Annotated in this window: 22 protein-coding genes, 2 pseudogenes and 1 riboswitch; of the genes and pseudogenes, 3 read left to right on the top strand and 21 right to left on the bottom strand. The window is 36.6% G+C overall.

The window, feature by feature from the left end:
• Positions 1-46 precede the first annotated feature (46 nt).
• The 3 genes from MHH73_RS01965 to MHH73_RS01955 form a co-directional block, all read right to left on the bottom strand.
• Positions 47-517, bottom strand: a complete 471-nt coding sequence (locus tag MHH73_RS01965; RefSeq protein ID WP_341064250.1) for a nucleoside deaminase — start codon at positions 515-517, stop codon at positions 47-49.
• A gap of 16 nt (positions 518-533) precedes the next feature.
• Complete coding sequence (locus tag MHH73_RS01960; RefSeq protein ID WP_191813707.1) at positions 534-1106, bottom strand: hypothetical protein; 573 nt, start codon at positions 1104-1106, stop codon at positions 534-536.
• Positions 1107-1176: 70 nt separating this feature from the next.
• A complete protein-coding gene (locus MHH73_RS01955; protein WP_191813709.1) occupies positions 1177-1872 on the bottom strand; it encodes a CPBP family intramembrane glutamic endopeptidase in 696 nt (231 codons plus the stop codon).
• Positions 1873-1952: 80 nt separating this feature from the next.
• Between MHH73_RS01955 and MHH73_RS01950 the strand changes: the two genes are divergently transcribed.
• The gene (locus tag MHH73_RS01950; protein ID WP_341064247.1) at positions 1953-2666 is read left to right on the top strand and encodes a MerR family transcriptional regulator; all 714 of its coding nucleotides are present in this window, start codon (positions 1953-1955) and stop codon (positions 2664-2666) included.
• An 11-nt stretch (positions 2667-2677) separates the two neighbouring features.
• On the opposite strand, the gene MHH73_RS01945 is transcribed toward MHH73_RS01950, so the two are convergent.
• Together MHH73_RS01945 and MHH73_RS01940 are read right to left on the bottom strand one after the other, a co-directional pair.
• Positions 2678-4000, bottom strand: a complete 1323-nt coding sequence (locus MHH73_RS01945; RefSeq protein ID WP_341064246.1) for a TrkH family potassium uptake protein — start codon at positions 3998-4000, stop codon at positions 2678-2680.
• Between the two features lie 4 nt (positions 4001-4004).
• Positions 4005-4661, bottom strand: a complete 657-nt coding sequence (locus MHH73_RS01940) for a potassium channel family protein (protein ID WP_191813716.1) — start codon at positions 4659-4661, stop codon at positions 4005-4007.
• Positions 4662-4771: 110 nt separating this feature from the next.
• Positions 4772-4919: riboswitch (cyclic di-AMP (ydaO/yuaA leader) on the bottom strand.
• A 228-nt stretch (positions 4920-5147) separates the two neighbouring features.
• Between MHH73_RS01940 and MHH73_RS01935 the strand changes: the two genes are divergently transcribed.
• On the top strand, positions 5148-6044 hold the full coding sequence (locus MHH73_RS01935) for a 3-hydroxyacyl-CoA dehydrogenase (RefSeq protein WP_341064243.1): 897 nt from the start codon (positions 5148-5150) through the stop codon (positions 6042-6044).
• Positions 6045-6199: 155 nt separating this feature from the next.
• Here the strand turns inward: MHH73_RS01935 and MHH73_RS01930 are convergent, their stop codons facing one another.
• The 6 genes from MHH73_RS01930 to MHH73_RS01905 all read right to left on the bottom strand — a co-directional run bounded on the left by MHH73_RS01930 (position 6200) and on the right by MHH73_RS01905 (position 12385).
• Positions 6200-7168, bottom strand: a complete 969-nt coding sequence (locus MHH73_RS01930) for an LLM class flavin-dependent oxidoreductase (RefSeq protein ID WP_341064241.1) — start codon at positions 7166-7168, stop codon at positions 6200-6202.
• A gap of 150 nt (positions 7169-7318) precedes the next feature.
• On the bottom strand, positions 7319-7588 hold the full coding sequence (locus tag MHH73_RS01925; protein WP_341064240.1) for a hypothetical protein: 270 nt from the start codon (positions 7586-7588) through the stop codon (positions 7319-7321).
• Between the two features lie 75 nt (positions 7589-7663).
• On the bottom strand, positions 7664-9076 hold the full coding sequence (locus MHH73_RS01920; protein ID WP_341064239.1) for a catalase: 1413 nt from the start codon (positions 9074-9076) through the stop codon (positions 7664-7666).
• 203 nt (positions 9077-9279) lie between these two features.
• Positions 9280-10613, bottom strand: a protein-coding gene (locus MHH73_RS01915; protein ID WP_341064238.1) for an IS3 family transposase whose coding sequence is annotated in 2 segments (ribosomal slippage) — positions 9280-10232 and positions 10232-10613 — 1335 coding nt in all. Because the reading frame shifts where the segments join, the coding sequence is not laid out codon by codon here.
• 267 nt (positions 10614-10880) lie between these two features.
• Positions 10881-11264, bottom strand: coding sequence for a hypothetical protein (locus tag MHH73_RS01910; protein WP_341064236.1), 384 nt, complete (start codon positions 11262-11264; stop codon positions 10881-10883).
• Between the two features lie 32 nt (positions 11265-11296).
• Entirely contained in the window at positions 11297-12385 is a 1089-nt protein-coding gene (locus MHH73_RS01905) for a hypothetical protein (RefSeq protein WP_341064235.1), read from the bottom strand.
• A 110-nt stretch (positions 12386-12495) separates the two neighbouring features.
• Here MHH73_RS01905 and MHH73_RS01900 point away from each other — a divergent pair, with 110 nt between their 5' ends.
• Positions 12496-12666, top strand: coding sequence for a hypothetical protein (locus MHH73_RS01900; RefSeq protein ID WP_341064233.1), 171 nt, complete (start codon positions 12496-12498; stop codon positions 12664-12666).
• A 101-nt stretch (positions 12667-12767) separates the two neighbouring features.
• Here MHH73_RS01900 and MHH73_RS01895 read toward each other — a convergent pair.
• From MHH73_RS01895 to MHH73_RS01850, 10 genes and pseudogenes are all read right to left on the bottom strand, one after another.
• Positions 12768-13089 (bottom strand): annotated as a pseudogene (locus tag MHH73_RS01895) (thymidine kinase); the annotation flags it as partial.
• A gap of 158 nt (positions 13090-13247) precedes the next feature.
• Positions 13248-13784: a hypothetical protein gene (locus MHH73_RS01890; protein ID WP_341064231.1), complete on the bottom strand. Its 537-nt coding sequence runs from the start codon at positions 13782-13784 to the stop codon at positions 13248-13250.
• 255 nt (positions 13785-14039) lie between these two features.
• Complete coding sequence (locus MHH73_RS01885; RefSeq protein ID WP_341064229.1) at positions 14040-14498, bottom strand: stage III sporulation protein AH; 459 nt, start codon at positions 14496-14498, stop codon at positions 14040-14042.
• Positions 14499-14553: 55 nt separating this feature from the next.
• Positions 14554-15435 (bottom strand): SAR2788 family putative toxin, encoded by an 882-nt coding sequence (locus MHH73_RS01880; protein WP_341064228.1) that lies wholly within the window; start codon positions 15433-15435, stop codon positions 14554-14556.
• A 16-nt stretch (positions 15436-15451) separates the two neighbouring features.
• A complete protein-coding gene (locus tag MHH73_RS01875; RefSeq protein ID WP_341064226.1) occupies positions 15452-16240 on the bottom strand; it encodes a S8 family serine peptidase in 789 nt (262 codons plus the stop codon).
• Between the two features lie 542 nt (positions 16241-16782).
• Positions 16783-17436: pseudogene (locus tag MHH73_RS01870) on the bottom strand (catalase); the annotation flags it as partial.
• Between the two features lie 192 nt (positions 17437-17628).
• Entirely contained in the window at positions 17629-19509 is a 1881-nt protein-coding gene (locus MHH73_RS01865; RefSeq protein ID WP_191813726.1) for a helix-turn-helix domain-containing protein, read from the bottom strand.
• A gap of 144 nt (positions 19510-19653) precedes the next feature.
• Complete coding sequence (gene dmpG, locus MHH73_RS01860) at positions 19654-20673, bottom strand: 4-hydroxy-2-oxovalerate aldolase (RefSeq protein ID WP_191813728.1); 1020 nt, start codon at positions 20671-20673, stop codon at positions 19654-19656.
• A 16-nt stretch (positions 20674-20689) separates the two neighbouring features.
• Positions 20690-21565 (bottom strand): acetaldehyde dehydrogenase (acetylating), encoded by an 876-nt coding sequence (locus tag MHH73_RS01855; RefSeq protein WP_191813730.1) that lies wholly within the window; start codon positions 21563-21565, stop codon positions 20690-20692.
• Entirely contained in the window at positions 21562-22341 is a 780-nt protein-coding gene (locus MHH73_RS01850) for an IclR family transcriptional regulator (RefSeq protein ID WP_191813732.1), read from the bottom strand. Before MHH73_RS01850 ends, MHH73_RS01855 begins: the two co-directional genes overlap by 4 nt.
• Positions 22342-22409: the final 68 nt, after the last annotated feature.

The raw sequence follows: 22409 nt of genomic DNA, 5'->3' as shown, positions 1-22409 counted from the left end.
TAAGAATAATATATTCTTATGCAGAAAATAAGGAATTTCCGTGAAGTCAATATGAAGTTCGATCGACTTGCTTACTCCAAGCATCAAAAGGGAGCTGTGATTGCTTAAGTGTTAATTGTACAAACGGAAGACCTCTATCTTTCGGGTCTATGGCAATCTCTTGGTAAATAAAATCATCATCAAAAAGCGCGTTTGCTGCATCTTTTCGATCCGCTGCGTAATAAACTTTATCCAAACGCGCCCAATAAATCGCACCTAAGCACATGGGACAAGGTTCACAGCTTGTATAAAGCGTACAGCCTGTTAATGTGAAAGATTGTAATTTCGTACAAGCTTCCCTAATAGCCATTACTTCCGCGTGTGCTGTTGGGTCATGAAGATCCGTTACCCTATTCACACCTTTGGCAATCACCTTCCCATCCTTTACAATGACTGCTCCGAAAGGTCCACCTGCATTTATGACGTTTTCTACCGCTAGATCCACTGCCTCTGTTAAAAATTGTTCGTGATTACTCATCTCGTCCCCCCATTATTTAGGCTTTTTGTTTAATACCATGAGAGGCTAACAGGATTTGCAACTGATCATGTGCCTCTATTGAAGTAATTAGTAAGCTTACCTGACTCGAACGACCTAAATGAAGCTTCATCTCAAAACCATCATTTACTTTTTTATCAAAACCAAAATGACGGTTATTAATGTCAATAGACTGAACCTCATAAGAATCAATTTTATGCCAAGGAATATACTTTAGTCCTTTCACCATCCCTTTTTGAAGAAAAACCAATTGGTTAAACAGAAATTCCATTTGAAAAAGAGGTAAAAGTAACAGCATATAATTCGCGACATTTAACTGATCAGTAAAAACAATGAACATGATCGCGATAAACACCCAACTTGTGATAAAAATAAAAGTAAAAACACTACCCTTCTGACTGGCTACCTTTGGTTCTGCTATCGGCCTTTGCGCCTCAATACGAATGTCCTCTAATACTTCATCTGGCAATGGGAATACCCTATTTTTCTTAATCTTAAAGAAAACATTAAATAAACGATAATAATAAAAAATTAATAACATAAGCAGTAAAATAGCAAATAACCATTTCATTCTATTCACCCCCTCTATTGTTTACGAAAACCCCCTTCTAATGTTTCGTAAAAACTAAAGATTAAGATAATTAAGCAAAGGCAGTTAATAGAATCGCCAGTCCGTTAAAAATGCTATGGATAATCATCGCAGGATAGATGGAGCCTGTTTTCTCGTAAGTCCAAGCAAAGATCAGTCCACTGAAAAAATTAACTGGTAATGTGTTATAAGTTGGTAAATGTACCACCGTAAAGATTGTGGAACTAATGAGCATACTCAGTCCAATATTACATTTAGCCCTTAACCACCTGTAAATAAAGCCACGATACAAAATTTCTTCATAAATGGGTGACACAATGGCCGCAGATATAAAGGCAATTAAAATCGTCAATCCATTCAATTCTGCTGTTAATGAAGCCGTTTTTTTATTTTCTACGCCAACACTGAATAAGTCCATGAGAATAACAAGCAATACACTGCCCACAATGAGAAAAATTGTCCATCCGATAATCGGTAGCCAATAGCTCTTAGCAAACGGCCTCAAGCCAAGCGACTGCCAATTCAATCCATATGGTTTAATCGTAATATAATAAAGAGCCACTGTAAAGACAATTGCCATGATTAACCCTGTCAAAGTCCCCGCATATAAATCGTTTTGAAACCATTGCTGTAATAGGTCATGTGCCCAATTTTCAATTAATATCGGCACGATGATGAAGACAAACATCAGAATAAGTAAAAACGTTTGTATTGACCAGCGTAATTCTTTTAAAAATAACGTATTCATTCCATTTACCCCCAATTTTTTTGATATATTAAGAGTACCTGGTTACGTAACGTCACCTTCAAGTCCAAAGGAGAGAAAAAATGAATTATTTTTCGACGGGTAAAATTGCTAAAGATTGGTCAATTTCTGTTAGAACTTTACGATATTATGATGAAATTCAATTAGTCACCCCTACATATAAAGACGATTATGGCAAACGTTTCTATACCAAACTGGACTTACTTCGTCTGCAAAAGGTATTGCTATTAAAGAAAGCAAATATGTCGTTAGAAGATATACAAAAGCTCATTGACGAGACGACTGTATCATCAGTGCTAGATATCCATCTTCAAACATTGAAAGCGACAATTAACGATATCGGACAAGCGCAAAAATATACGCAAACTTTAAGGAACATCGTAGATTTAGAAGGAGAGATTGGTTGGGAACAACTTCTTCCATTAACGTTAAAAGAGAGTGAGGATCATACACCGCAGGCAAAGGAATGGGAGACATCACTTCCCAAATTAGAGAATGATGATGGTCAAATTAAGAAATGGATGAATATTATTAAGCGCATAGAACTTTGTTTAAAAAACGGAGAAGCGCCTTCTTCTGATGTTGCCCAATTGATTGCGAGTGATGTGGAAATCTACTCAATGGAGATGTTCAAAGGTGACCAAACACTCGCTGAACAATTTTGGAAAACACGACGATCAAAAGAGCAATCAGAAGAATTAAACTTATATCCTATTAAGCAAGAAGTTATCGAGTTTCTCGAGTCAGCCCTTACCTATATGAAGAATAAAAGCTGACTCAATTTTATTTAACCTGTCATGATATCTTCACTCGGATATCTAATCTTCTCTTGTCTTGGTTTGGCTAGAGAAAAGGCAAATGTTAATGGCCCAACTTTTCCGAGAAACATAATAAATACAATAATAATTTTACCAATGTTAGAGAGATCAGCCGTAATCCCCATAGAAAGCCCAACCGTCCCAAAAGCTGAGACCGTTTCAAACAATAATTTTAAAAACGGCTCTGGTTCTGTAATATTCAAAATAAATACAGCTAAGAAGATAAATAAGAAACTAATCATAGAAATGGCCAATGATCTAAATATGATGGTTTCTTTAATGGCTCTATTAGCAATGGTAATTTGCTGCTTTTGCTTTAAAAAACTCATAACTGATAATACGATTACTAAAAAAGTCGTTAACTTAATTCCACCACCCGTAGAGCCGCTACCCGCACCAACAAACATGAGAAGTAGCATGAAAGTAATGGTTGCTTCATGCATATGACCTATATCGATTGTATTGAATCCTGCCGTCCTCGGTGATGTCGCTTGAAAGTAAGCTGCCCAAAGTTTATTACTCATTTCAGACATAGCGCCTAATGTATGGGGATTATGAAACTCCATCACAAATACAACGAACATCGCAAAAGCATTGATAATGAAAGTCCCAACAATCATCAGTTTTGAATGTAAACTCAGCTTCTTAAATTTACGTTTATACCAAATATCCGCTAAAACAGTAAAACCAATCCCACCAATAATAAACAAAAATGAAATCACAATATTAACAATCGGGTCTCCCACATATCCCATTAAATTATCAGGAAACAGCGATAAGCCGGCATTATTGAAAGCAGAAATGGAGTGAAAGAAGCTGAGGTACATACCCCTGCTCCAACCAAATTCAGGGACCCAAGTAATGGCTAAAAAACACATAGCAATTAGTTCAATCGTAAAGGAATAAATGAACAAACTTTTTACTAATTTAATCACTCCACCAATAGAGGTATGATTTAATGACTGTTGGACTAATAACCGTTCTCTAAACCCTATCCTTTTCCCAAGAAGCATAAAAATTAACACTGCAAAAGACATAATCCCTAAGCCGCCGATTTGTATTAACGCAAGGATAACTAATTGTCCAAATAGTGTATAGACTGTACCAGTATCTACAACAGCTAACCCCGTTACCGTCATAGATGAAGTCGCTGTAAATAAGGCATCTGTCCAGGTAACCTGTGTTGTTGTTGCAAATGGGAGTTTTAATAAAATCGTCCCTAATATAATGAAAAACAAGAACACTAACACTAGCAACTGAGATGGGTTTAACCGAACGATTGCGTTGTTCATCTTTCTATGCTCCTTCTTTTTCAAAGCGTATAATATCTCTTTTTTTACCTACTACTATTAAAATATCATTCATCTGAATTGGTTCTTGTTCACTTGGCGAAACGATAAAGGTGTGCTCTCGTTGAATTCCGACAATATGACAATCAAACCGCTTAGCCATTCGTAAATCTTTTAATTTACAACCACCAAATTTCTTTCCAACAAGAATTTCAGCGATACTATAATCATGAGCTAGTTCAATATAATCAACCATTGAATTTGAGACAATATTTCGCGCCACTCTGATCGCCATCTCTCTTTCTGGTTGGATCACTCGGTCAACACCTATCTTTTCTAAAACCTTCGCATGATACTCGTTATGTGCTTTGACCCAAATCTTAGGAATACCCATATCCTTCAGAAGAAAAGCAGTTAAAATACTTCCCTGTACATCTTCTCCAAATGAAATAAAGGCATGATCCACATTATTCACCCCAATTTGCCTTAAGGATTGCTCATCTAGTGACTGTAAACAGACAGCATGTGTAGAAAGGTCACGATGTTTGATTACTTTCATTTCATCCTTATCGACCGCTAAAACTTCAACATTCATCTCATTCAATTCTTGTAGCATCGTTGACCCAAAATGCCCCAGACCAAACAAAGCAAATGTTTTCTTCATATTCTATCCCTTCCTTACTATCGACTTGTAAATATTTCAATGAGAAAAAAAAGAACAGCAAAAAGACCACAGAGGAATCCCCCGTGGTCACGTTATTTGATCACAAGTTTCCATCCTTTCTTAACGCTTACGAAGTTAGCTGTCGGATTAGGGTCAAGAATAACCCTTCCTTTTTTCTTTAAAGGATTCACCCCAAGTAGATTAGTCTCTACAAAAGTGGTTCCTCCGCTCCAATTAAGGACTCAGCGATTGAGATGATATTTAATTGATGAAGTTATATTACTCCCCTTTTTGTTTTCTGTAAAGGTAAAAAATATTTATGTTTACTAAACTCTCCGTTTACCTACATAAATGAAGAGCAATCATAACAGAATAAAGATGTTTCAGTTTTACTTAACAATCCTTTTATAAGACGAAAGTCATTGTCTACTATACTATGACATAATAAAAGTGCAGTATGAAATTACTAATAAAGAGGGGATTACAATGGGATTCAAACATATTACAGTTGCAGGTAGTGGGGTACTTGGCAGCCAGATTGCTTACCAAACAGCGTATAGTGGTTTTCAAGTAAGTGTATATGATATTTCTGAAGAAGCATTAGAAACAGCTAAAGGTAGAATACTGAAGCTAAAGGAAAACTATAAACATGACTTACAGGCAACCGATGAACAAGTCGATGCGGCATTCGACCGGATGGCTTTTTATACTGATTTATCTAAAGCTGTCGAGCAAGCTGATTTAGTGATTGAAGCTGTTCCAGAAGTCGTAAGCATCAAAGAAGACTTTTATAAAAAGTTAAGTGCAGTCGCACCGAAAGAAACCATTTTTGCAACGAATTCATCCACATTACTTCCTAGCCAATTTGTCGCTTTCACAGGGAGACCATCACAATTTCTAGCATTGCATTTTGCGAATGAAATTTGGAAAAACAATACGGCTGAAGTAATGAAACACCCAGGTACAGACATGGTTGTTTTTAACCAAATCGTTGAATTTGCAAGAGAAATCGGGATGGTCCCGCTTCAATTGCACAAAGAACAACCAGGTTATATCTTAAATTCTTTGCTTGTTCCATTATTAGAGGCAGGTCAAATGTTATTAGTGAATGAAGTAGCTGACCCAGAAACCATCGATAAAACATGGATGATTGGTACTGGTGCTCCACTAGGTCCGTTCGCTATTCTAGATGTCGTTGGAATCCGCACAGCATACAATATCTCACAAGCAAAAGCAGATGCTACTGGTAATGAAGCCTTTAAAAAATTAGCGAACCTTTTAAAAACAGAGTATATTGATAAAGGGAAACTCGGACGTGAAACAGGAGAAGGCTTCTATAAATATCCGAACCCAAGTTTTGCTGACCCTGAGTTTTTGAAATAATAAAAACCTGGTCACTCCAAAATGGAATATAACATAAAAGGACGTCCAGAAGTCGCAAAATGACTTTCTGGACGTCCTTTATGCTCTTAAGAATCTTGCTAAATCAAACTAAGGCATTTACCTCCACTATTTAAACAGATGTTTTATCTGCAAACTCAAGCAAAAATATCCGCAATGCGTTCATAAGATTGGCGTTGATCAGCAAAATGATAGGTGTTATTCAATAATAACCAGTGGTCACATTCGTAAAGTTCACTCCATTTGCTGAGCTCTGTTTTTACTTTTGCTGGCCCACCGATAATCATTCTTTTTCTATTTGCTGCGATTCTTTTCTTATCTTCTGTTGTTAACCGCATTGCTTTTGCTTCCTCATATGTCGGGATGCGACTATCGATACCCTTTTCCGTTCTTAATAACCATATATCTTGCGTAATTGCTAACTCCTCCGCCTCTTCATCTGTCGCACCACATATGACAAAGGCAGCAGTAATAGCTTGGGGATTAGCTAAAAGCCCCGGTTGAAAATCCTGCTGATATTGTTTGTGCGCATGCACACCTCTTCCCGGCTGAATAAAGTGACCAAACACATAGCCGATTCCCAGCTCTGCTGCTAACTGGGCACTATTTTCTCCTAACCCTAGACTATAAAGGTTTGGCAATACCCTCGTTCTTGGGGTTGCTTGTACCGATTGATCCCCTTCGAAGTAATGCAACAGCTGTTTTACTTTTTCAGGATAGATACCCGTTTCATTCTTTACGCCATTAGCTAAAGCCGAACGAATTCTTTCCGGTCCCCCTGGTGAACGCCCTATACCCGCTTCGATTCTTCCTGGAAAAATTGATTGAAGTTGCAGCATCTGCGTAGCTACTTTATACGGACTATACTGAGACAACAAAATCCCGCCACTCCCTACATGAATGGACTTGGTTTTTGCCGCTGCCGTTGCCATGAGGATTTCAGGTGCACTAGCAGTCATCCCTTTTGTCCCGTGATGCTCAGCAAACCAATAACGCTCATATCCCCACTCTTCTGCCAATTGTACTTTTTTAATGGTTTCTTCTACCGTTTCCTCAACTGAGAAGTAGCGAGGCCTCGGCATTTGATCAAGTATTCCTAGATGCATGCTTCATACCCTTTCTAAACGCACGTTTTCATACAAGCTAGTATACCAATCTATTGACCATCTTAAAACGAAGTTGCTTGAATGGGACTCACAAGAAGTAGGCGTTCACTTATCTTTATGCACACATAGAAAAACCAGCCAATAGCTGGTTTATTCTACCTCCACAATATCAGGACTAATATCTAATCTCTCAGCAATTTCTTTCTTAATATCATCAGCTGAATTGAATTCAAAATCATAAAAGTGGTCCCATTCTTTCGCCGGCTCATAATCATTTAAAAGCTCCATATTTTTTCCATAAAACAAAACTGTATCTACTCTTAATAAAGCATCTGCTGCTTCCTTCTGTTCATTATCGTCTGTAAAATATTCTTCCATTTCATCCTGTAATACGATTTTCACAGCTGTTAATTCTGCCATTTCCTATCGCCTCCATCTCTTAACTATTTATTACCTCGTAACAGATTATTTTAAACAGAGGTTATGTTGAGATTTTTAGGCATGTTTGGCAATCGCTTCTCCAAGTTCTGAAGAAGCTTGATGGAAATAGGACAATACCACTTCTTTTATATCTCGATCAATCCCTTTTAAATCTGCAGCAATATTATCGATTAAATGCTCCTTCTCTTGTGGATTTAAAGAATGATAAAATTCCCCAGCCTGGGCATAATCATTTTGCTTTATTAAATCACTTCTTTGTAATTTCCCTTCAACAAATCGGCCATCTCCACTTGTCACCTGATTGGCAGGCGTCCAATCTGCTTGGTTATTTACCGGTAACTTCCTAAACCCCGGCCCGATCCTTCTTCTTTGTGAATCGCTATAAATATTCGCTCGACCTTGTAGCATCTTATCATCTGATAACTCTGCTCCCTCTAGCAGATTAACCGGTGAAAAAGAGACTTTCTCTACTTCTTCCATATAATTTTGCGGGTTTCTATTTAAAACCATTCGACCAACAGGTACCAATGGATACTGTCTTTCATCCCACACTTTCGTATCATCAAGCGGATCAAAGGTTAACTTTTCCTCATCGGTGGGATCCATTAATTGGACGTACAATCCGTATTCTACTGTTTTGCCAGACGCAATTGTATCAAAAAGGTCTTTCCCAGCGTAATCTGGATTCTCACCGGCTAGTTTCCCTGCTTCCTGCCTCGTAATATATTCAATCCCTGCAAACGGATACCAATGATATTTCACATATTTCCTTTCTCCCTTCGCATTCCGCCAAACATATGTATTCACACTATGCCCTGGGATATGCCGCAAGCTTTTCACCGTTCCAGCATCGGAATAAAGGTGGACGACAAAATTTAACGACTCTGGTGCCCTTGCTACAAAGCTCCAAAAACGATTCGGATCAATTAAATTATTAACTGGAGATGGTAAAAACGCTTTAATCGCCTCTGGGAAACGGATCGTATCACGCACAGAGAAAACAGGAATATGATTACAAATTAAATCAAATATCCCTTCGTCTGTATAAAACTTGGTTGCAAACCCTCTTACATTTCTTGACGTATCAGGCGTTCCTTTCGTACTTACTGCTAATGAAAATCGCACCATGACAGGTACTTGTTGACCAGGGCGCTGCAAAAAGCTTAGCTTTGTATGCTCTTTCATCGAATGCACGGTTTGAAAATAGCCGAAAGCACCGAAACCTTTGACATGAACAGGTCGCTCAAGGATTTTCTCATGGATAAATTCTTGAAGTGTTTCATGTTCTACACTATCCTGTTTTAAGATAGGTCCTCTTTTGCCAACAGTTTGTGAATGAAGCTTTGCCGGTTCGTCCCCTTTCCATTTATTTAAATCTCTTCCTTGCGCTTCTTCTTCTGGTTGATTTCCTCGACTATTGAAATGAATCTTTGCTTGTGACTGATGTTTTTCGTTATTTTCGTCCATATTTCCCTCCATATTCTTCTCTGTCTTTCTTTTAATTTAATATGAAGGACAACTACTTTTTATGTTTCTTTCTATAACAACTTTTACTTAGAATGCTCATTACAACAAAGATTAAATAGATAGGAATAGTTGATATAAAAGCACATAAAAAACCACCAGAAACCAATAAAGTGTACCCTTTGTAAAGGACATTTTGAAAAAGCCTAGGCAACTTGTTGAAGCTGCTGTCTGTATTTTGCAGGCGGCAGCTTTTTCAAATTCCATTGACCTCGATAATGGTTGTAATATATCATATATCTCTTAATCTCTTGTTTTACTTCTTCTAGTGTTTCAGATTCTTTTATATTTGTTTCATCCTTTAAATTCCCAAAGAATGATTCCTGAGGCGCGTTATCCCAACAGTTTCCTCGGCGTGACATCGACTGACCTAAACCTGTTTTCTTCACAAGTTTCTGAAATTGTGGATTGGTATAATGAAAACCTTGATCTGAATGAATAAAAGCGTCATCTTTTAGGTAATGGTTTTTTCGTTTTAGTTTTCGAAGCGTATTTAAGGCAATATCCATACTTAATGAATCTGATACTTCATAAGCTAAAATTTCATTCGTCTCTTCATCTTTAATCGTTGATAAGTAAGCACGTTTACCACCCTTATATGGTAAATACGTGATATCAGTTAAGAGTACTTTGCCTGCCACACCCTGCTTAAAGTTGCGTTGTAAATGATTTGGACACGTACGATGTTCTTTTGTTGCTTTGGCCATGCGTCGATAAGGATTCGCTTTACGAATTGGACAAACAATCTCAAATTTATTCATAATACGGCGATTTCGTTTTAAATTGTACGTGATCTGGTATTGGTTTTGAAGCGTCATTTTAATTTGGCGTGCCCCTTTTTTGCGCCCACGGAAGTGATACGCCTTTAAAATGATTTCTTTTACTACTTCATCCGTTTCCCCTTTAGCTGCACGCCTTTGTACGGACTCTTCCAGGAAGTAGTTATAGTAACCTGAACGAGATACGCCGATTACTTCACATAAATAGCTCACCATACGCTTCAATTTGTATTCTTTTATCGTTTGCTGGATGAGTTTAAACTTTAATTCTGGTGCCATTTTTACTTCTTTTTCAACATCTGCCTTTCGAGTAAATCGAGCTTTTTTAATAGTTCATTCTCTGCCTCATGTAATCGGTTTTTTGCTTCTAATCGTGCAATCTTTTCTTCTAACGTTAATTCACGTTCTAATGGCCTACCCGAATTTGTTTTACGCGTATCTTGTAAGCCTTCCACACCAGCTTTACGATAAGCTGCCCGCCAACGTTTTCCGGCAGTTTTAATACGTCCCATTCCAATTAAATCAACATTTAAACCAGACTCCTCAAATATTTCTCGTGGTAGTTTACCATTCTCATTCTCCACAATGAAATGACGTTTAAATTCGTCTGTGTAAGTAATTGTTTTTTCACTCACTGCTTTCACGCTAGGGTTTTGCTTTAATTGCTCTTGTTCTTTCTTTGTAAGTAATCTTTTCGTCATTTCAATCTACTCCGACATCTTTTTTTCTCATTATAAACAAAAGTACCCTATAAGATGGACTTTTTTCAAAGTGTCTATCTTATAGGGTACAGTTTATAATTCCTGGTGCTTTTTCTTATGTTAAGCAACATTGTAATCATTCATGGTGTCTCCACTAATGTAAGAGACTTCTCCCACCATATGTTTCAGGTTTCGTCCAACTTCCCAACCTGTTCACAATGCAAAACAGAATCTAGTTAATAGCATTTTCCCCCTGGTAAATTCATATTACATTCTCTTCAAGTAATCGAGTGCATTGCGTTCCTCATAGAACTTAATTTCCACATAGAATTTAATCATATGTGTATAGTTCTCACGATCCTCTTTTACTTTAAATCCTTCATCCATTACGAAGAAACCTTTATATTCCCAACCATACTCATGTTCTTCACAGGTAAACTCATCTATCTGGAATTGCATGTGTTCCGAACTAAATATCTTTTTCTCTACCGCTTCCTTCTGTTTTTCTCTCGTATTAATGCGAAGAGAATTTCCTAGATAGATAGCGTGATTCGGATTAAAGCCTGGTTCGAATAGAGCTTTTTCTCCGTTACTTTCCAGATCCTCCTCCCATACATTCATGTAAAATGAATCAACATATACTTTATCCATTCATGACTCCTCCTTTTAAATAAAACCTAAACCTATGCTACATGGGCATAGGCTTGGTATAGAACTTCTAAATCTGCTTGACTTAACTCACAATCACGAGTATCAATATAACCAAGTAGGTTCAGGTCAGATGCTTCACCATAGCTTCTTGCTAGAATAGATTCTGCAAGTTCAATAGCTTCGTCTGTTTCAGTTGCATGATACATAGTATCCAAATCATCTACGAGTCTTTCAACTGCTGGATGTTTCAAAAGGTTTTTCTTCTTAATGCTTTTAATTGAATTAGATAAAGCTCCTTTTGTTTTATTGGATAATTTACGAGAACGGTCAAACGCCTTATAAATAGTATTTGCGATTTGGAAGGGTTCGTTAAAGGCAACACCTAAGACTTCATGGACCATTTGCATGTTGTCTTCAAGTGCGGATTCTTTTACCTCTTCACTTAAATCATCATCCAATAGCGATAAGTTAGCCATTACAGGAAAGGCTTTTAACGAAGTCTTCAAGTAGAAGCTATTTTCGTAAGCGTTTCGAGATGCGTACTTATCAAAAATTACCTTAGTAATTCTTTCTTTATCAACTGGATTCATTTCATTTAATGCAAAATCTAAATTAATTTTGAAGTTCGCTTTCAACTGATCCCATTGAACAAGAACCTGGTCCCGAACGGCTAAATACTCATCTTTCGCTTTTGTTACTTGTTCTGAACAATCCTTGTAGACCTCTATCGGCATAAAGGTATTATCATATCCTATAGACATGTGAGTTTTTGCCATTCTAATCCTGTTTTCGATTCGTTGGAATTCCTTCTCCAGGCTAAGTGGAATAAACGCCATACTCCCGTTTTTTACATGATCCTTGAAGAATGACTTTACTTCATCGGACTGCATGTTTACACCTAATGTCGATGGAGTTAATTCAAAATTTCCACGAATTCTTCCAACGTGAACTCGAACAATTACTCCTTGTTGCTGAAAGTACTTGTCGATATTTTCAATTGTCACGTTCTCTCCTTCTAATCCTGCCAACATATCCTTTGCTTTCAACCATTTTTGGTTTTTTCCTCCCTGAAATAAAATAATTACTCTTAGTAAGAGCAATACCTGGTTTTTTGATTCCACTTATCCTACTTCTTTAAGGGGGTCTTCATAACTTCATTAGGGGCGATTATTTAAGTTGGTAGATTCATAAGATAAGGGATGAAAAACATCTTAGAGAGGAGAGATAAACCTTGTCTCCAGAACTAATTCAAATCGGAATCATCATTGTAGTTGTTCTTATTGTTGTTAAAATGCTTTTCTCCGCAGGAAAAAGGATCATTAGTTTTATCATTTCTATTGGATTTAGCATCTACTTCTTTATGAAATTTGTCTGGACATACATAGATGTCTTAGCTGGTTAAATCCCTTCCTCAAGTGGAAGGCTTTTATTGTTTAGTTGGATAAAGGAAATGGATAAATAAAAGAAGCACTACTCCAATAGAGCGATGCTTCTTTTCTGTTTCTATGCTTTTTCTGGTGGGATAAAACAATTTCGACATCGTGGTTCATATGCCTCTGTATCCCCTAACATGACTATGGGAGAACCCTTTTTGGCTGGTTCCCATTTAGCAACCTTTGGGTATGGGCTCCACGTTCACTTCCACAAATAGAACAGAAAGAGTGAATCGAGTCATCTCATCTGCCATCGCAAGTAGTCCACCCATATAACCGAATTCTTTCCCTCGGTAGTCCATATTTAATCCAGCCACTATCACGTATTTTTTACGATAAGCCAGCTCCCCTACTAAACTCATAATGTTCTTTGAGTAAAACTGAGCCTCATCAATTTAGTTCCCTATAATATGTTCATGATTGTGTATACGCTTGCGTTCTAATTCGTGACTGGAATAACTAAATTAAAGTTCGGTTCTTTTTTCATTTTATTTACTTTTCATTTTGAATTTGCATTTTTAGATTTGAAATATGAATAAACTAGATTCAATCATTTTAAAACAGTGATAAATTGTTTTTCTTCAAGCTGAATCATCTGACTTAATTCATTTAGACTTGAAAAAGTTAAATACTTTTCGAACTGACATGTTGAAAGGTTAATTTTTGTGTCTAGCTGTTCATTCTTATCATCTTGTTCTTCCCCATCCCAACAAGAATAAACCTCCGCATACTGCCCTTTCGCTAAATGATCATTGATATATTCGAAAAGTGCATAGATACCTCTTCTATGACAAGCATCTTGTGTATCGTAGAAGTAACCTTCAAATTCGTAAATATAAGGATTAGAAAACTTGGTTTTAAGAACTTGTTTCAAACCATGATCTAGTTCAGAAATATAAACACCATAAAAATCTTCTTCTTTTTCATAATGAATCACATATTGTTCATCTGTGTTTGATTGCTTTTTCTTATCTCTTTTTCTATTTCTTTCTGCATTCAAATCTGAAAGTTTTATTTTAGCTGGCTTCATTCCAAATTCTCCAACTGGTATCTCATGTGGAGCTGCGATGAAATGCTTTAGAGACATTTACTTATCTCCTTTCTTAATTAATTCTATTAGTAATTACTGATTTTAATAAAGTACTTGAGTTAAGTTTACTTCAAGTTTTTAATCCAGGAATACTTGCTGTTTACCAATAATAATTATTTAGCTTAAAATAATCCAATTCACTAAACAATCACAGCATATATCTTTAATATCAAAGATTATATAAAAGACCATTTCAGGTGAGAAATGGCCTTTTAAAGAAGATATTTTCTTCAATTCCTTCATAGCTTCATATTATTCATCTTCTTCTATTATAGCATCTATTCCATTTATATTCATAATCTTCCCGATTTCTTCCTCCTTTGAAAATATATAACACTCCCTTTCATGACTGCTTGTTGCCAACCAAACCTCACCATCTATAAAGAAAGATAAGTCTTCCGGATGATTAGGCATCTCCCACTCATATAAAGAATTAACAGTTTCTTTAATAATTCTTTTAACATTCTCGTCTTTAGTATGGTAATAATACACCTTAGCCGTTTGCCCTTCATCTAAAATGGTACTTGCCCATTCAGATTCTTCTTTCATTGTAACTAAAGCAGAATCAATTTTATTTAGGAATTTATCAAAACTCTTTAGAGAACCCATATCATTTCTTAAAACCAAATGAAACTGATCGCAAATATCAAAACATAAATCTATTAAATCGTTATAAGTTTTTCCACTTGGATTTTTCTGCAATAATATCAATCTACTCTCCCCCCTTCATATTGATAATAAGTACACGACACAGTAAAAAACTTTCTTATTTTCTTGGAGCACCATAAAAAGCATGAGAAGCCATTCTTACTGACTTACCTTGCTTAACCGATTTAACTGGATGATAGTGATAATGTTTTCCTTTTCCATTTTTATCTATTTCTGCACCAACAGCTTTTCCTTTTGGACTTGCAGATTTCGCAATTGATTGAGCATTCGACTTAGAAGTTGACCACGTATCTTTACCAGATTTCAAATGAGAAACAGCCTTAGTTCGAGACATTCCATTACCAATAAACAAACCACTACTTTTTCTAGTAGCCATATAATGGCTCTTAGTTTTCTTTTTCTTAGAAAACTCAGAATAGGAAACATATGTAACTCCGGCTATAACTACTGCCAACCCTGCTGCAAATAAAGAATCTAACAATGCTTTGCCTATACCAATACCAATTGGGATTGCCGGAGCAAACGAGGCTGATAACTCTGTAGAGTTATAAGTATATTCTTCTCCTGTACTTAAATCAATGAATGTTGCTATGATTTTCTCTTCATCCGCTTCTTCGATAACTACTTGATACTCTTTTTCGACTGTATTTCCATCTGAATCAGTTTCAATAGATATTAATCTACTATCTTCATCCTCATCAAGGGTCAAATCTAAGTTTACCTCTACGTGTTCGACATCCTTTTCTTGGGTACTATTATCCAACTGAAAGCTATTCTCTTGTGAATACTCACTTTCCTCTAACGATAATTCAGTTTCTACTGTTAAGCCCTCTTCATTAATCTCATAATCGAGTTCATCTGAAAGAATCTCGTCAAAATTCTCTTTGGGGACACCCTGAGCATTTGAGACATTTAATGGTAAACTAACTATCATTGTTGATACTAAAATGATTGCTATAATCTTATTGAAGTTTTTCACAACGATTACCACCTTATTATTTTATTTTTACTAGACCATTGCCACAATCACTACATTCATTAATTGAAACTAGATTGTCTTTTAGCAGTTCATTTATTTTTTGAAGTGAATTCAGACCTTTTTCTTCCATACTATATCTATCATCGTTTTTTAATGAATCAGAAATAGCACCCGTCATATAAGCGGTTGCCATTGACGTGCCACTGTGAATGGCGTACCCGCCATCTTTTGAGGTAGTTAATATAGACACTCCTGGCATAGCATAGTCTACCTTCCCTTTAGCAGAATGTGATTTGCTTATATTCATCGCTTTATCTACTGCCGTAACAGAAACGACATTATCATATTTTGCAGGATAATCAGTATTCAAACCGTAGTTATTACCTGCTGCTGCTATAATAATAATCCCTTGCGAGACCGCTTCTTCGATTACTTTCTCAAGTTCTTCATTTTCTGCTTGGAAACCAAAACTGATATTGATAATATCTACTTGTTCCTTCTTACACCACTCAATGGCGGAAATCAAATCCTCGATATTTCCTTTCCCTTCAGAGTTTAAAACTTTCACATCATAAAGCTCTACGTCTTGAACTACACCTACAATGCCTACATTATTATCATTAGCAGTAATAACTCCTGCTACTGCTGTTCCATGTCCATAATCATCTTCAATTGGCTGTCCAGGATTAATTACGTTATATTCTTTCAATACTTTCCCTTGTAAATCCTCGTGACTTTTATGTATACCACTATCTAAAATTGCTATTTTCATAGGATCACTAGATAAACTGGTTTGATAACCCACAAGTTCAATACCCCACGGAACCACTTGTTCATACTTAGCTTTTTCAAGTTGTTCTGTGATAGATTCCGAGTTTTCATTGGAATTCTGACAACCTGACAGAACAATAGAAAACATAAAAATTATAACAGTTATTAAATGTAATTTTATTCCATAACCTCCTTTCCCCTCCAATATTTCCAAAACACATAATATGTAGCACAAATATAATGTGTTTAATCCTATCGACTGCATGGTTGTAGTTCAGTTAAAATATACCATTATATCAATTAAATTGTAAGTGTAAATTTTGAAATAGTAGAAAATTTTTCCTGTTAACAAAATGAACAGACATGAAATGTATCAATTCGTTTGAGGACGAAAATAGACCGCAGAAAAAACAAATCAAACCAGAATTGGAAGAAAGCGTTATTTGTTAATCTTTTTTGATATCTTTTTACGAAAGTAAATGTTATGACTGATAGAATTAATAACTAAATTTCTATTTAAAAATGCAACAGAACCGTTAAGATTAAACTCCCCCTAACTAAGTATTCACACTATTTTCCTGGGATATGCCGCAAGCTTTTCACCGTTCCAGCATCGGAATAAAGGTGGACGACAAAATTTAACGACTCTGGTGCCCTTGCTACAAAGCTCCAAAAACGATTCGGATCAATTAAATTATTAACTGGAGATGGTAAAAACGCTTTAATCGCCTCTGGGAAACGGATCGTATCACGCACAGAGAAAACAGGAATATGATTACAAATTAAATCAAATATCCCTTCGTCTGTATAAAACTTAGTTGCAAACCCTCTTACATTTCTTGACGTATCAGGCGTTCCTTTCGTACTTACTGCTAATGAAAATCGCACCATGACAGGTACTTGTTGACCAGGGCGCTGCAAAAAGCTTAGCTTTGTATGCTCTTTCATCGAATGCACGGTTTGAAAATAGCCGAAAGCACCGAAACCTTTGACATGAACAGGTCGCTCAAGGATTTTCTCATGGATAAATTCTTGGAGTGTTTCATGTTCTACACTATCCTGTTTTAAGATAGGTCCTCTTTTGCCAACAGTTTGTGAATGAAGCTTTGCCGGTTCGTCCCCTTTCCATTTATTTAAATCTCTTCCTTGCGCTTCTTCTTCTGGTTGATTTCCTCGACTATTGAAATGAATCTTTGCTTGTGACTGATGTTTTTCGTTATTTTCGTCCATATTTCCCTCCATATTCTTCTCTGTCTTTCTTTTAATTTAATATGAAGGACAACTACTTTTTATGTTTCTTTCTATAACAACTTTTACTTAGAATGCTCATTACAACAAAGATTAAATAGATAGGAATAGTTGATATAAATGCACATAAAAAACCACCAGAAACCAACTCTGGTGGATTATATGATCTTATAATTAATTTATTTTCATTTCCCCTAAAGCAATTAAAGATTGAATAATTAAAAATAGTTGATGTGTTTCTTGTGGATTACGCAAGTCCTTTTCTAATAGATGTTCAATCTTTCGAATTCGATGGCGAAGACCGCTCATAGATAAATTTAAATCAATTGTGGTTTGTTCCAACTTTCCTCCGTTTAATAAAAACACATATAAGGTTTGCAATAGGTCTACCATCTTACAGTCAGATAAATCATATAGTGCGCCTAATTCTTGTTTGGCGATTGTTTTCACCCCAGCTGTATTTTTAGAATTAATGAGAACGCCAACGATTCCTAACTGTTTAAAGGACATCATATTTTCCTTTGAAGATAGTCTTAAAGAAACAAGAGCCTCTTCATAGTGTTGATGGGCGCTTGTAATCTCATTTCCTTGATTGCTAAGACCAATGGTAAATTCACCATTAGGAAAGTCCATACGTAAAGTTTTCATTAATGGACGGAAAAATTTTTCATGATGTTCATAGGAAAGTGCCGCATCAGGGACCAAAATGATTAGATGATGATCACGCATATTGATTAATACACTTTTCTTTTTTTCACTAAAGTAGCGAATCATCCATTCATATATATCTTCCTGTAACTGAAATTCTTCCTCAAATGATTCTGTACCGATACTAAAATCAATCATGGCCAAGAAATAGGACTGTGTTAAATCGATACCTGTATATTTACCCCTTTTAATAATCTCTGCTTTAGACGTTTTTCCTTCTAATATACGTTCTAAGAAACTACCTTTCATTCTCTCTAACGATTCAAAGCGTGTTTTTTCATTTAATAATATTAGGGAAGCAGCATTAGCAAAGCGTTCCAGTAATAAATAGTCAGATTCATGACTGTTATCTATCGTTGGTTCATAAACAAATGAGCAGTACCCTTGAATTTTCTTTTGAACTAAAATAGGGGCCATCAGCCTTGTCTGCTTTTCAGTATGGACGATTCTCTTTTGAAAAAATAATGGATAGGTAGGATGCTTTTCTTCTTTATCATTCATATGAAGTGAAAAATATTGCTTCATATCATCCGTCAGTTCACGGCATTCATCTGGAGATAAGCCTGCACTAGACATTTGATAAAAATCAATTGACTCTATCACAATCGGTAATTGCATATGATCGTAGACAAGTTCAGTAATTTCTTCTAAACTACTACCCCCGGAAATCTCTTCGGTTAATTTGCTTTGAAACTCAGCTAGTTTTGTTACAAAATTGCGCTGATCTAATAATTGTTCATATGTATAAGCTAACTCTTTAACAATGGGGGTTTCTTCATAGGGTGAATGAGCATCTTCCCCTTTCATCGCCCATTGCTCTTGCGATTGGATTGTCCATTTGCATTCGGCATCACCCTTCGCCACACAACAAGTTTCTTTTACTAGCAGTGACACACCTGTGATGGTAGTCATATAGCCGCTTGCATAACCTACTAATGTATGACATTGCGGTGTATCACTATATCCATGTAGTCGAATATGTTCTTCAGCTTCATAAGAACCATACCAAATCCCCTCTGAATAGAGAGATTTTACATACTGATTGTTTTCACACATTGTTAAATGACAAATATGCTTCACACCCGTAATTTGCCCATTTTCCTTATGATACAGGGGACCGTGCTTGATTAAGTAAGGAATCGAAGTATGCTCTTTCATTGCCTTTTTAGCATCCTTTACCCCGTTCTCCCATCCGAAAGAAAATAAGAAACTCTTAAGGCGCTCAAAACCTATATGCTTAACGAGTTGATGACGCAAAATACCTAATGATGCCGATGGTGTCGAAACGACTCTTTCATGCCCTTTTGTAATAGGATTGATTGAAACTTCATCAACAACAATATGCATAGATAACCTCCTAAATCCCAAGATTGAAAGCGCAAACATTTCTATTTCTTTAAAAAAAGGGGAAATTTCGCCCCTTTCAGTCTATTTTATTAGAAGATTGAATGATTTGCTAGTTTTGAAACGAAAGTTCACATGCTTTAAACTTTAGACGAATGTTTTTACTTTCGCTAACTCTGCCGCGACATCCACAATCATATCTTCTTGCCCGCCGACAACTTTTCGGTTACCTAGTTCAATTAAAATATCTCGTGCGTCTAAGTTGAATTTTTCTGCTGCACGCTGGGCATGTAAAGCAAAACTAGAATAAACGCCTGCATATCCAAGAACTAAACTATTTTTAGTAATTTCTTGAGGAACAGGTAAGATAGGTGCCACAACGTCTTCAGCTAGATCCATCATTTTATAAAAATCCACACCTGTTTCAATGCCCATTCGATCTAATACACCAACTAACACTTCTGTTTGCGTATTACCCGCACCGGCTCCAAGACAACGAACACTTCCATCGATTCTTGTTGCGCCTGCTTCAATGGCAGCTAACGTATTTGCCATTGCTAATGAGAGATTATTATGAGCGTGGAAACCAATTTCCACACCAATATTTTCTTTCATTGCTTTGATTCTTGTTGTCACTTGATTCGGTAATAAAGCTCCAGCAGAATCAACGACATAAACAATATCAGCACCGTAACTTTCCATTAGTTTTGCTTGTTCAACGATTTTCTCCGGTTCTGCCATATGAGACATCATTAAGAATCCAACCGTTTCCATCCCAAGCTCTTTAGCAGCATAAATATGTTGGGCAGACACATCTGCTTCTGTCACATGTGTAGCGATACGCGCCATCTTCGCCCCTAGTTGCTGCGCTTGTTTCAATTCTTTAACTGTTCCTATACCAGGAATTAATAAGACAGCCACCTTTGAAAAGTCAGTTACAGCCACAGCTGCTTCGATTAATTCAAACTCATTCGTTTTTGACCTTCCATATTGCAAAGATGATCCTGCTAGACCGTCCCCATGAGCTACTTCAATATAAGGCACCTTAGCTTCATTCAAGCCTTTCGCAATCTTCTCCACTTGCTGAACAGTATATTGATGTGAAAGCGCATGACTCCCATCTCGCAATGCCACTTCCGTTAATAATACCTTTTGACGTTCGGTCATATGAATCTCTCTCCTTTTACTGTGTAATTAAATTCCTTGCAAACTCTTCAGCTACCTTCACACCAGCCGCTGTCATAATATCTAGATTCCCTGAATATTTAGGTAAATAATCGCCTGCTCCTTCTACTTCTATAAAAATAGTTACTTGATTACCGTCGATAATTGGCTCCGTACGTAATCGATATCCCGGTACATAGCTTTGCACGGTTTTTTCCATGTCAGCAATAGATGCTTTAATCTCTTCTTCTTTCATCGTCCCCTCTTCCACTAACGTGTAGACGGTATCTCTCATGAGAATTGGTGGTTCAGCTGGGTTTAATATAATAATAGCTTTTCCTTTTTTCGCGCCACCCACTTCTTGAATCGCCCTTGAAGTTGTTTCAGTAAATTCGTCGATATTAGCCCTCGTACCAGGTCCGGCGCTTTTACTAGAGATTGTCGCAACGATTTCAGCATAGGCAACTGGGCTTACTCGGTTCACCGCATGTACCATTGGAATCGTTGCCTGACCACCACATGTAATTAAATTGATATTCTCAGCCTCTAAATGTTCCTTTAAATTAACTGGGGGAACAATCAACTTACCTACAGCTGCTGGTGTCATATCAATCACCTTCTTACCTGCCGCTTTTAAAGCTTTTGCATGATGAATATGCGCCTTTGCTGATGTCGCATCAAAAACAATATCTGCAAGTTCTGCTTGTTCTAAAAATCCATCAATCCCAGTATCAATGGCGACATACCCTAATTCCTTCGCACGTCTTAAGCCATCAGAATTTGCGTCAATGCCAATAACCGTTGTAAGTTCTAAAATGTCTGAACGACCTAATTTAATCATTAAATCTGTACCAATATTACCTGATCCTAAAATCGCTACTTTTACTTTACTCAAACCTCAGTTCCCTCCTTAATTTCCTTCTGATATCCAAGTGCAGTTGAAATATCATTGGCTGCCTTTTTAATCCCAGAAATAACCTCTTGTTGATGTGTCTCATTTAATCGCACGGTTGGTACCGCGCAACTAATGGAACCAACTACTCTTCCTTGATAATTAAAGATCGGGCTTGCAGTACATTTAAGACCGATCTCAATCTCCTCGTTATCAACAGCAAATCCCTGCTCTTTCACTACAGCTAATTCCTTTACTAATGCTTGTTTAGTGAGAATGGTTTTCTCAGTGAACGGCTCTAAAGGAAGGGTTTCGATGATTTCCTCTTGTTCTTTTTTAGGTAAAAAAGCCAATATCGCTTTCCCTACTCCCGTACAGTGAAAGGGTGCCTTCCTACCAACCTGCGAATAGATTCGCAAAGAATGAGTACCTTCCTTCTTTTCAATGTAAATCGCTTCACCTTGCTCAAAAGAAACTAAATGCACCGTTTCTTTTAGAGTAGTAACGAGCCTGTTGATGATTGGTCTCGAAACTTCAGCAAAATCTAATTGGTTTTCAACGATATGTCCTAGTTGAAAAAGCTTCATACCTAAACGGTACTTACCACTCTCCTGATTTTGATAAAGATAACCTTTCGAAGCCAATGTTTTTATTAAACCATGGACCGTGCTTTTAGAAAGTTCCATGGCTTCCGCTATTTCTTTTACACTTAGCTCTTTTTGTCCACTAAGAAATAATTCTAAAATATCTGTTGCCCGCAAAACTGATTGTATCGTCATACATCCTCCGTAGTTCGATAATATCGAATGTCATTCGTTAATATCATATTAAAATTGTAGGATGTTTT

The organism is Cytobacillus sp. FSL K6-0265, from assembly GCF_038003465.1.
Classification (GTDB): Bacteria; Bacillota; Bacilli; order Bacillales; family Cytobacillaceae; genus Cytobacillus; species Cytobacillus stercorigallinarum.
The sequence above is the reverse complement of the archived record's forward strand: the minus strand, read 5'-3'. Positions and strand labels throughout refer to the sequence as shown.

Coding starts and splice junctions, on each gene's coding strand:
- MHH73_RS01965 (WP_341064250.1), bottom strand. CDS start 517: ATGAGTAATCACGAACAATTTTTAACAGAGGCAGTGGATCTAGCGGTA.
- MHH73_RS01960 (WP_191813707.1), bottom strand. CDS start 1,106: ATGAAATGGTTATTTGCTATTTTACTGCTTATGTTATTAATTTTTTAT.
- MHH73_RS01955 (WP_191813709.1), bottom strand. CDS start 1,872: ATGAATACGTTATTTTTAAAAGAATTACGCTGGTCAATACAAACGTTT.
- MHH73_RS01950 (WP_341064247.1), top strand. CDS start 1,953: ATGAATTATTTTTCGACGGGTAAAATTGCTAAAGATTGGTCAATTTCT.
- MHH73_RS01945 (WP_341064246.1), bottom strand. CDS start 4,000: ATGAACAACGCAATCGTTCGGTTAAACCCATCTCAGTTGCTAGTGTTA.
- MHH73_RS01940 (WP_191813716.1), bottom strand. CDS start 4,661: ATGAAGAAAACATTTGCTTTGTTTGGTCTGGGGCATTTTGGGTCAACG.
- MHH73_RS01935 (WP_341064243.1), top strand. CDS start 5,148: ATGGGATTCAAACATATTACAGTTGCAGGTAGTGGGGTACTTGGCAGC.
- MHH73_RS01930 (WP_341064241.1), bottom strand. CDS start 7,168: ATGCATCTAGGAATACTTGATCAAATGCCGAGGCCTCGCTACTTCTCA.
- MHH73_RS01925 (WP_341064240.1), bottom strand. CDS start 7,588: ATGGCAGAATTAACAGCTGTGAAAATCGTATTACAGGATGAAATGGAA.
- MHH73_RS01920 (WP_341064239.1), bottom strand. CDS start 9,076: ATGGACGAAAATAACGAAAAACATCAGTCACAAGCAAAGATTCATTTC.
- MHH73_RS01910 (WP_341064236.1), bottom strand. CDS start 11,264: ATGGATAAAGTATATGTTGATTCATTTTACATGAATGTATGGGAGGAG.
- MHH73_RS01890 (WP_341064231.1), bottom strand. CDS start 13,784: ATGTCTCTAAAGCATTTCATCGCAGCTCCACATGAGATACCAGTTGGA.
- MHH73_RS01865 (WP_191813726.1), bottom strand. CDS start 19,509: ATGCATATTGTTGTTGATGAAGTTTCAATCAATCCTATTACAAAAGGG.
- dmpG (WP_191813728.1), bottom strand. CDS start 20,673: ATGACCGAACGTCAAAAGGTATTATTAACGGAAGTGGCATTGCGAGAT.
- MHH73_RS01850 (WP_191813732.1), bottom strand. CDS start 22,341: ATGACGATACAATCAGTTTTGCGGGCAACAGATATTTTAGAATTATTT.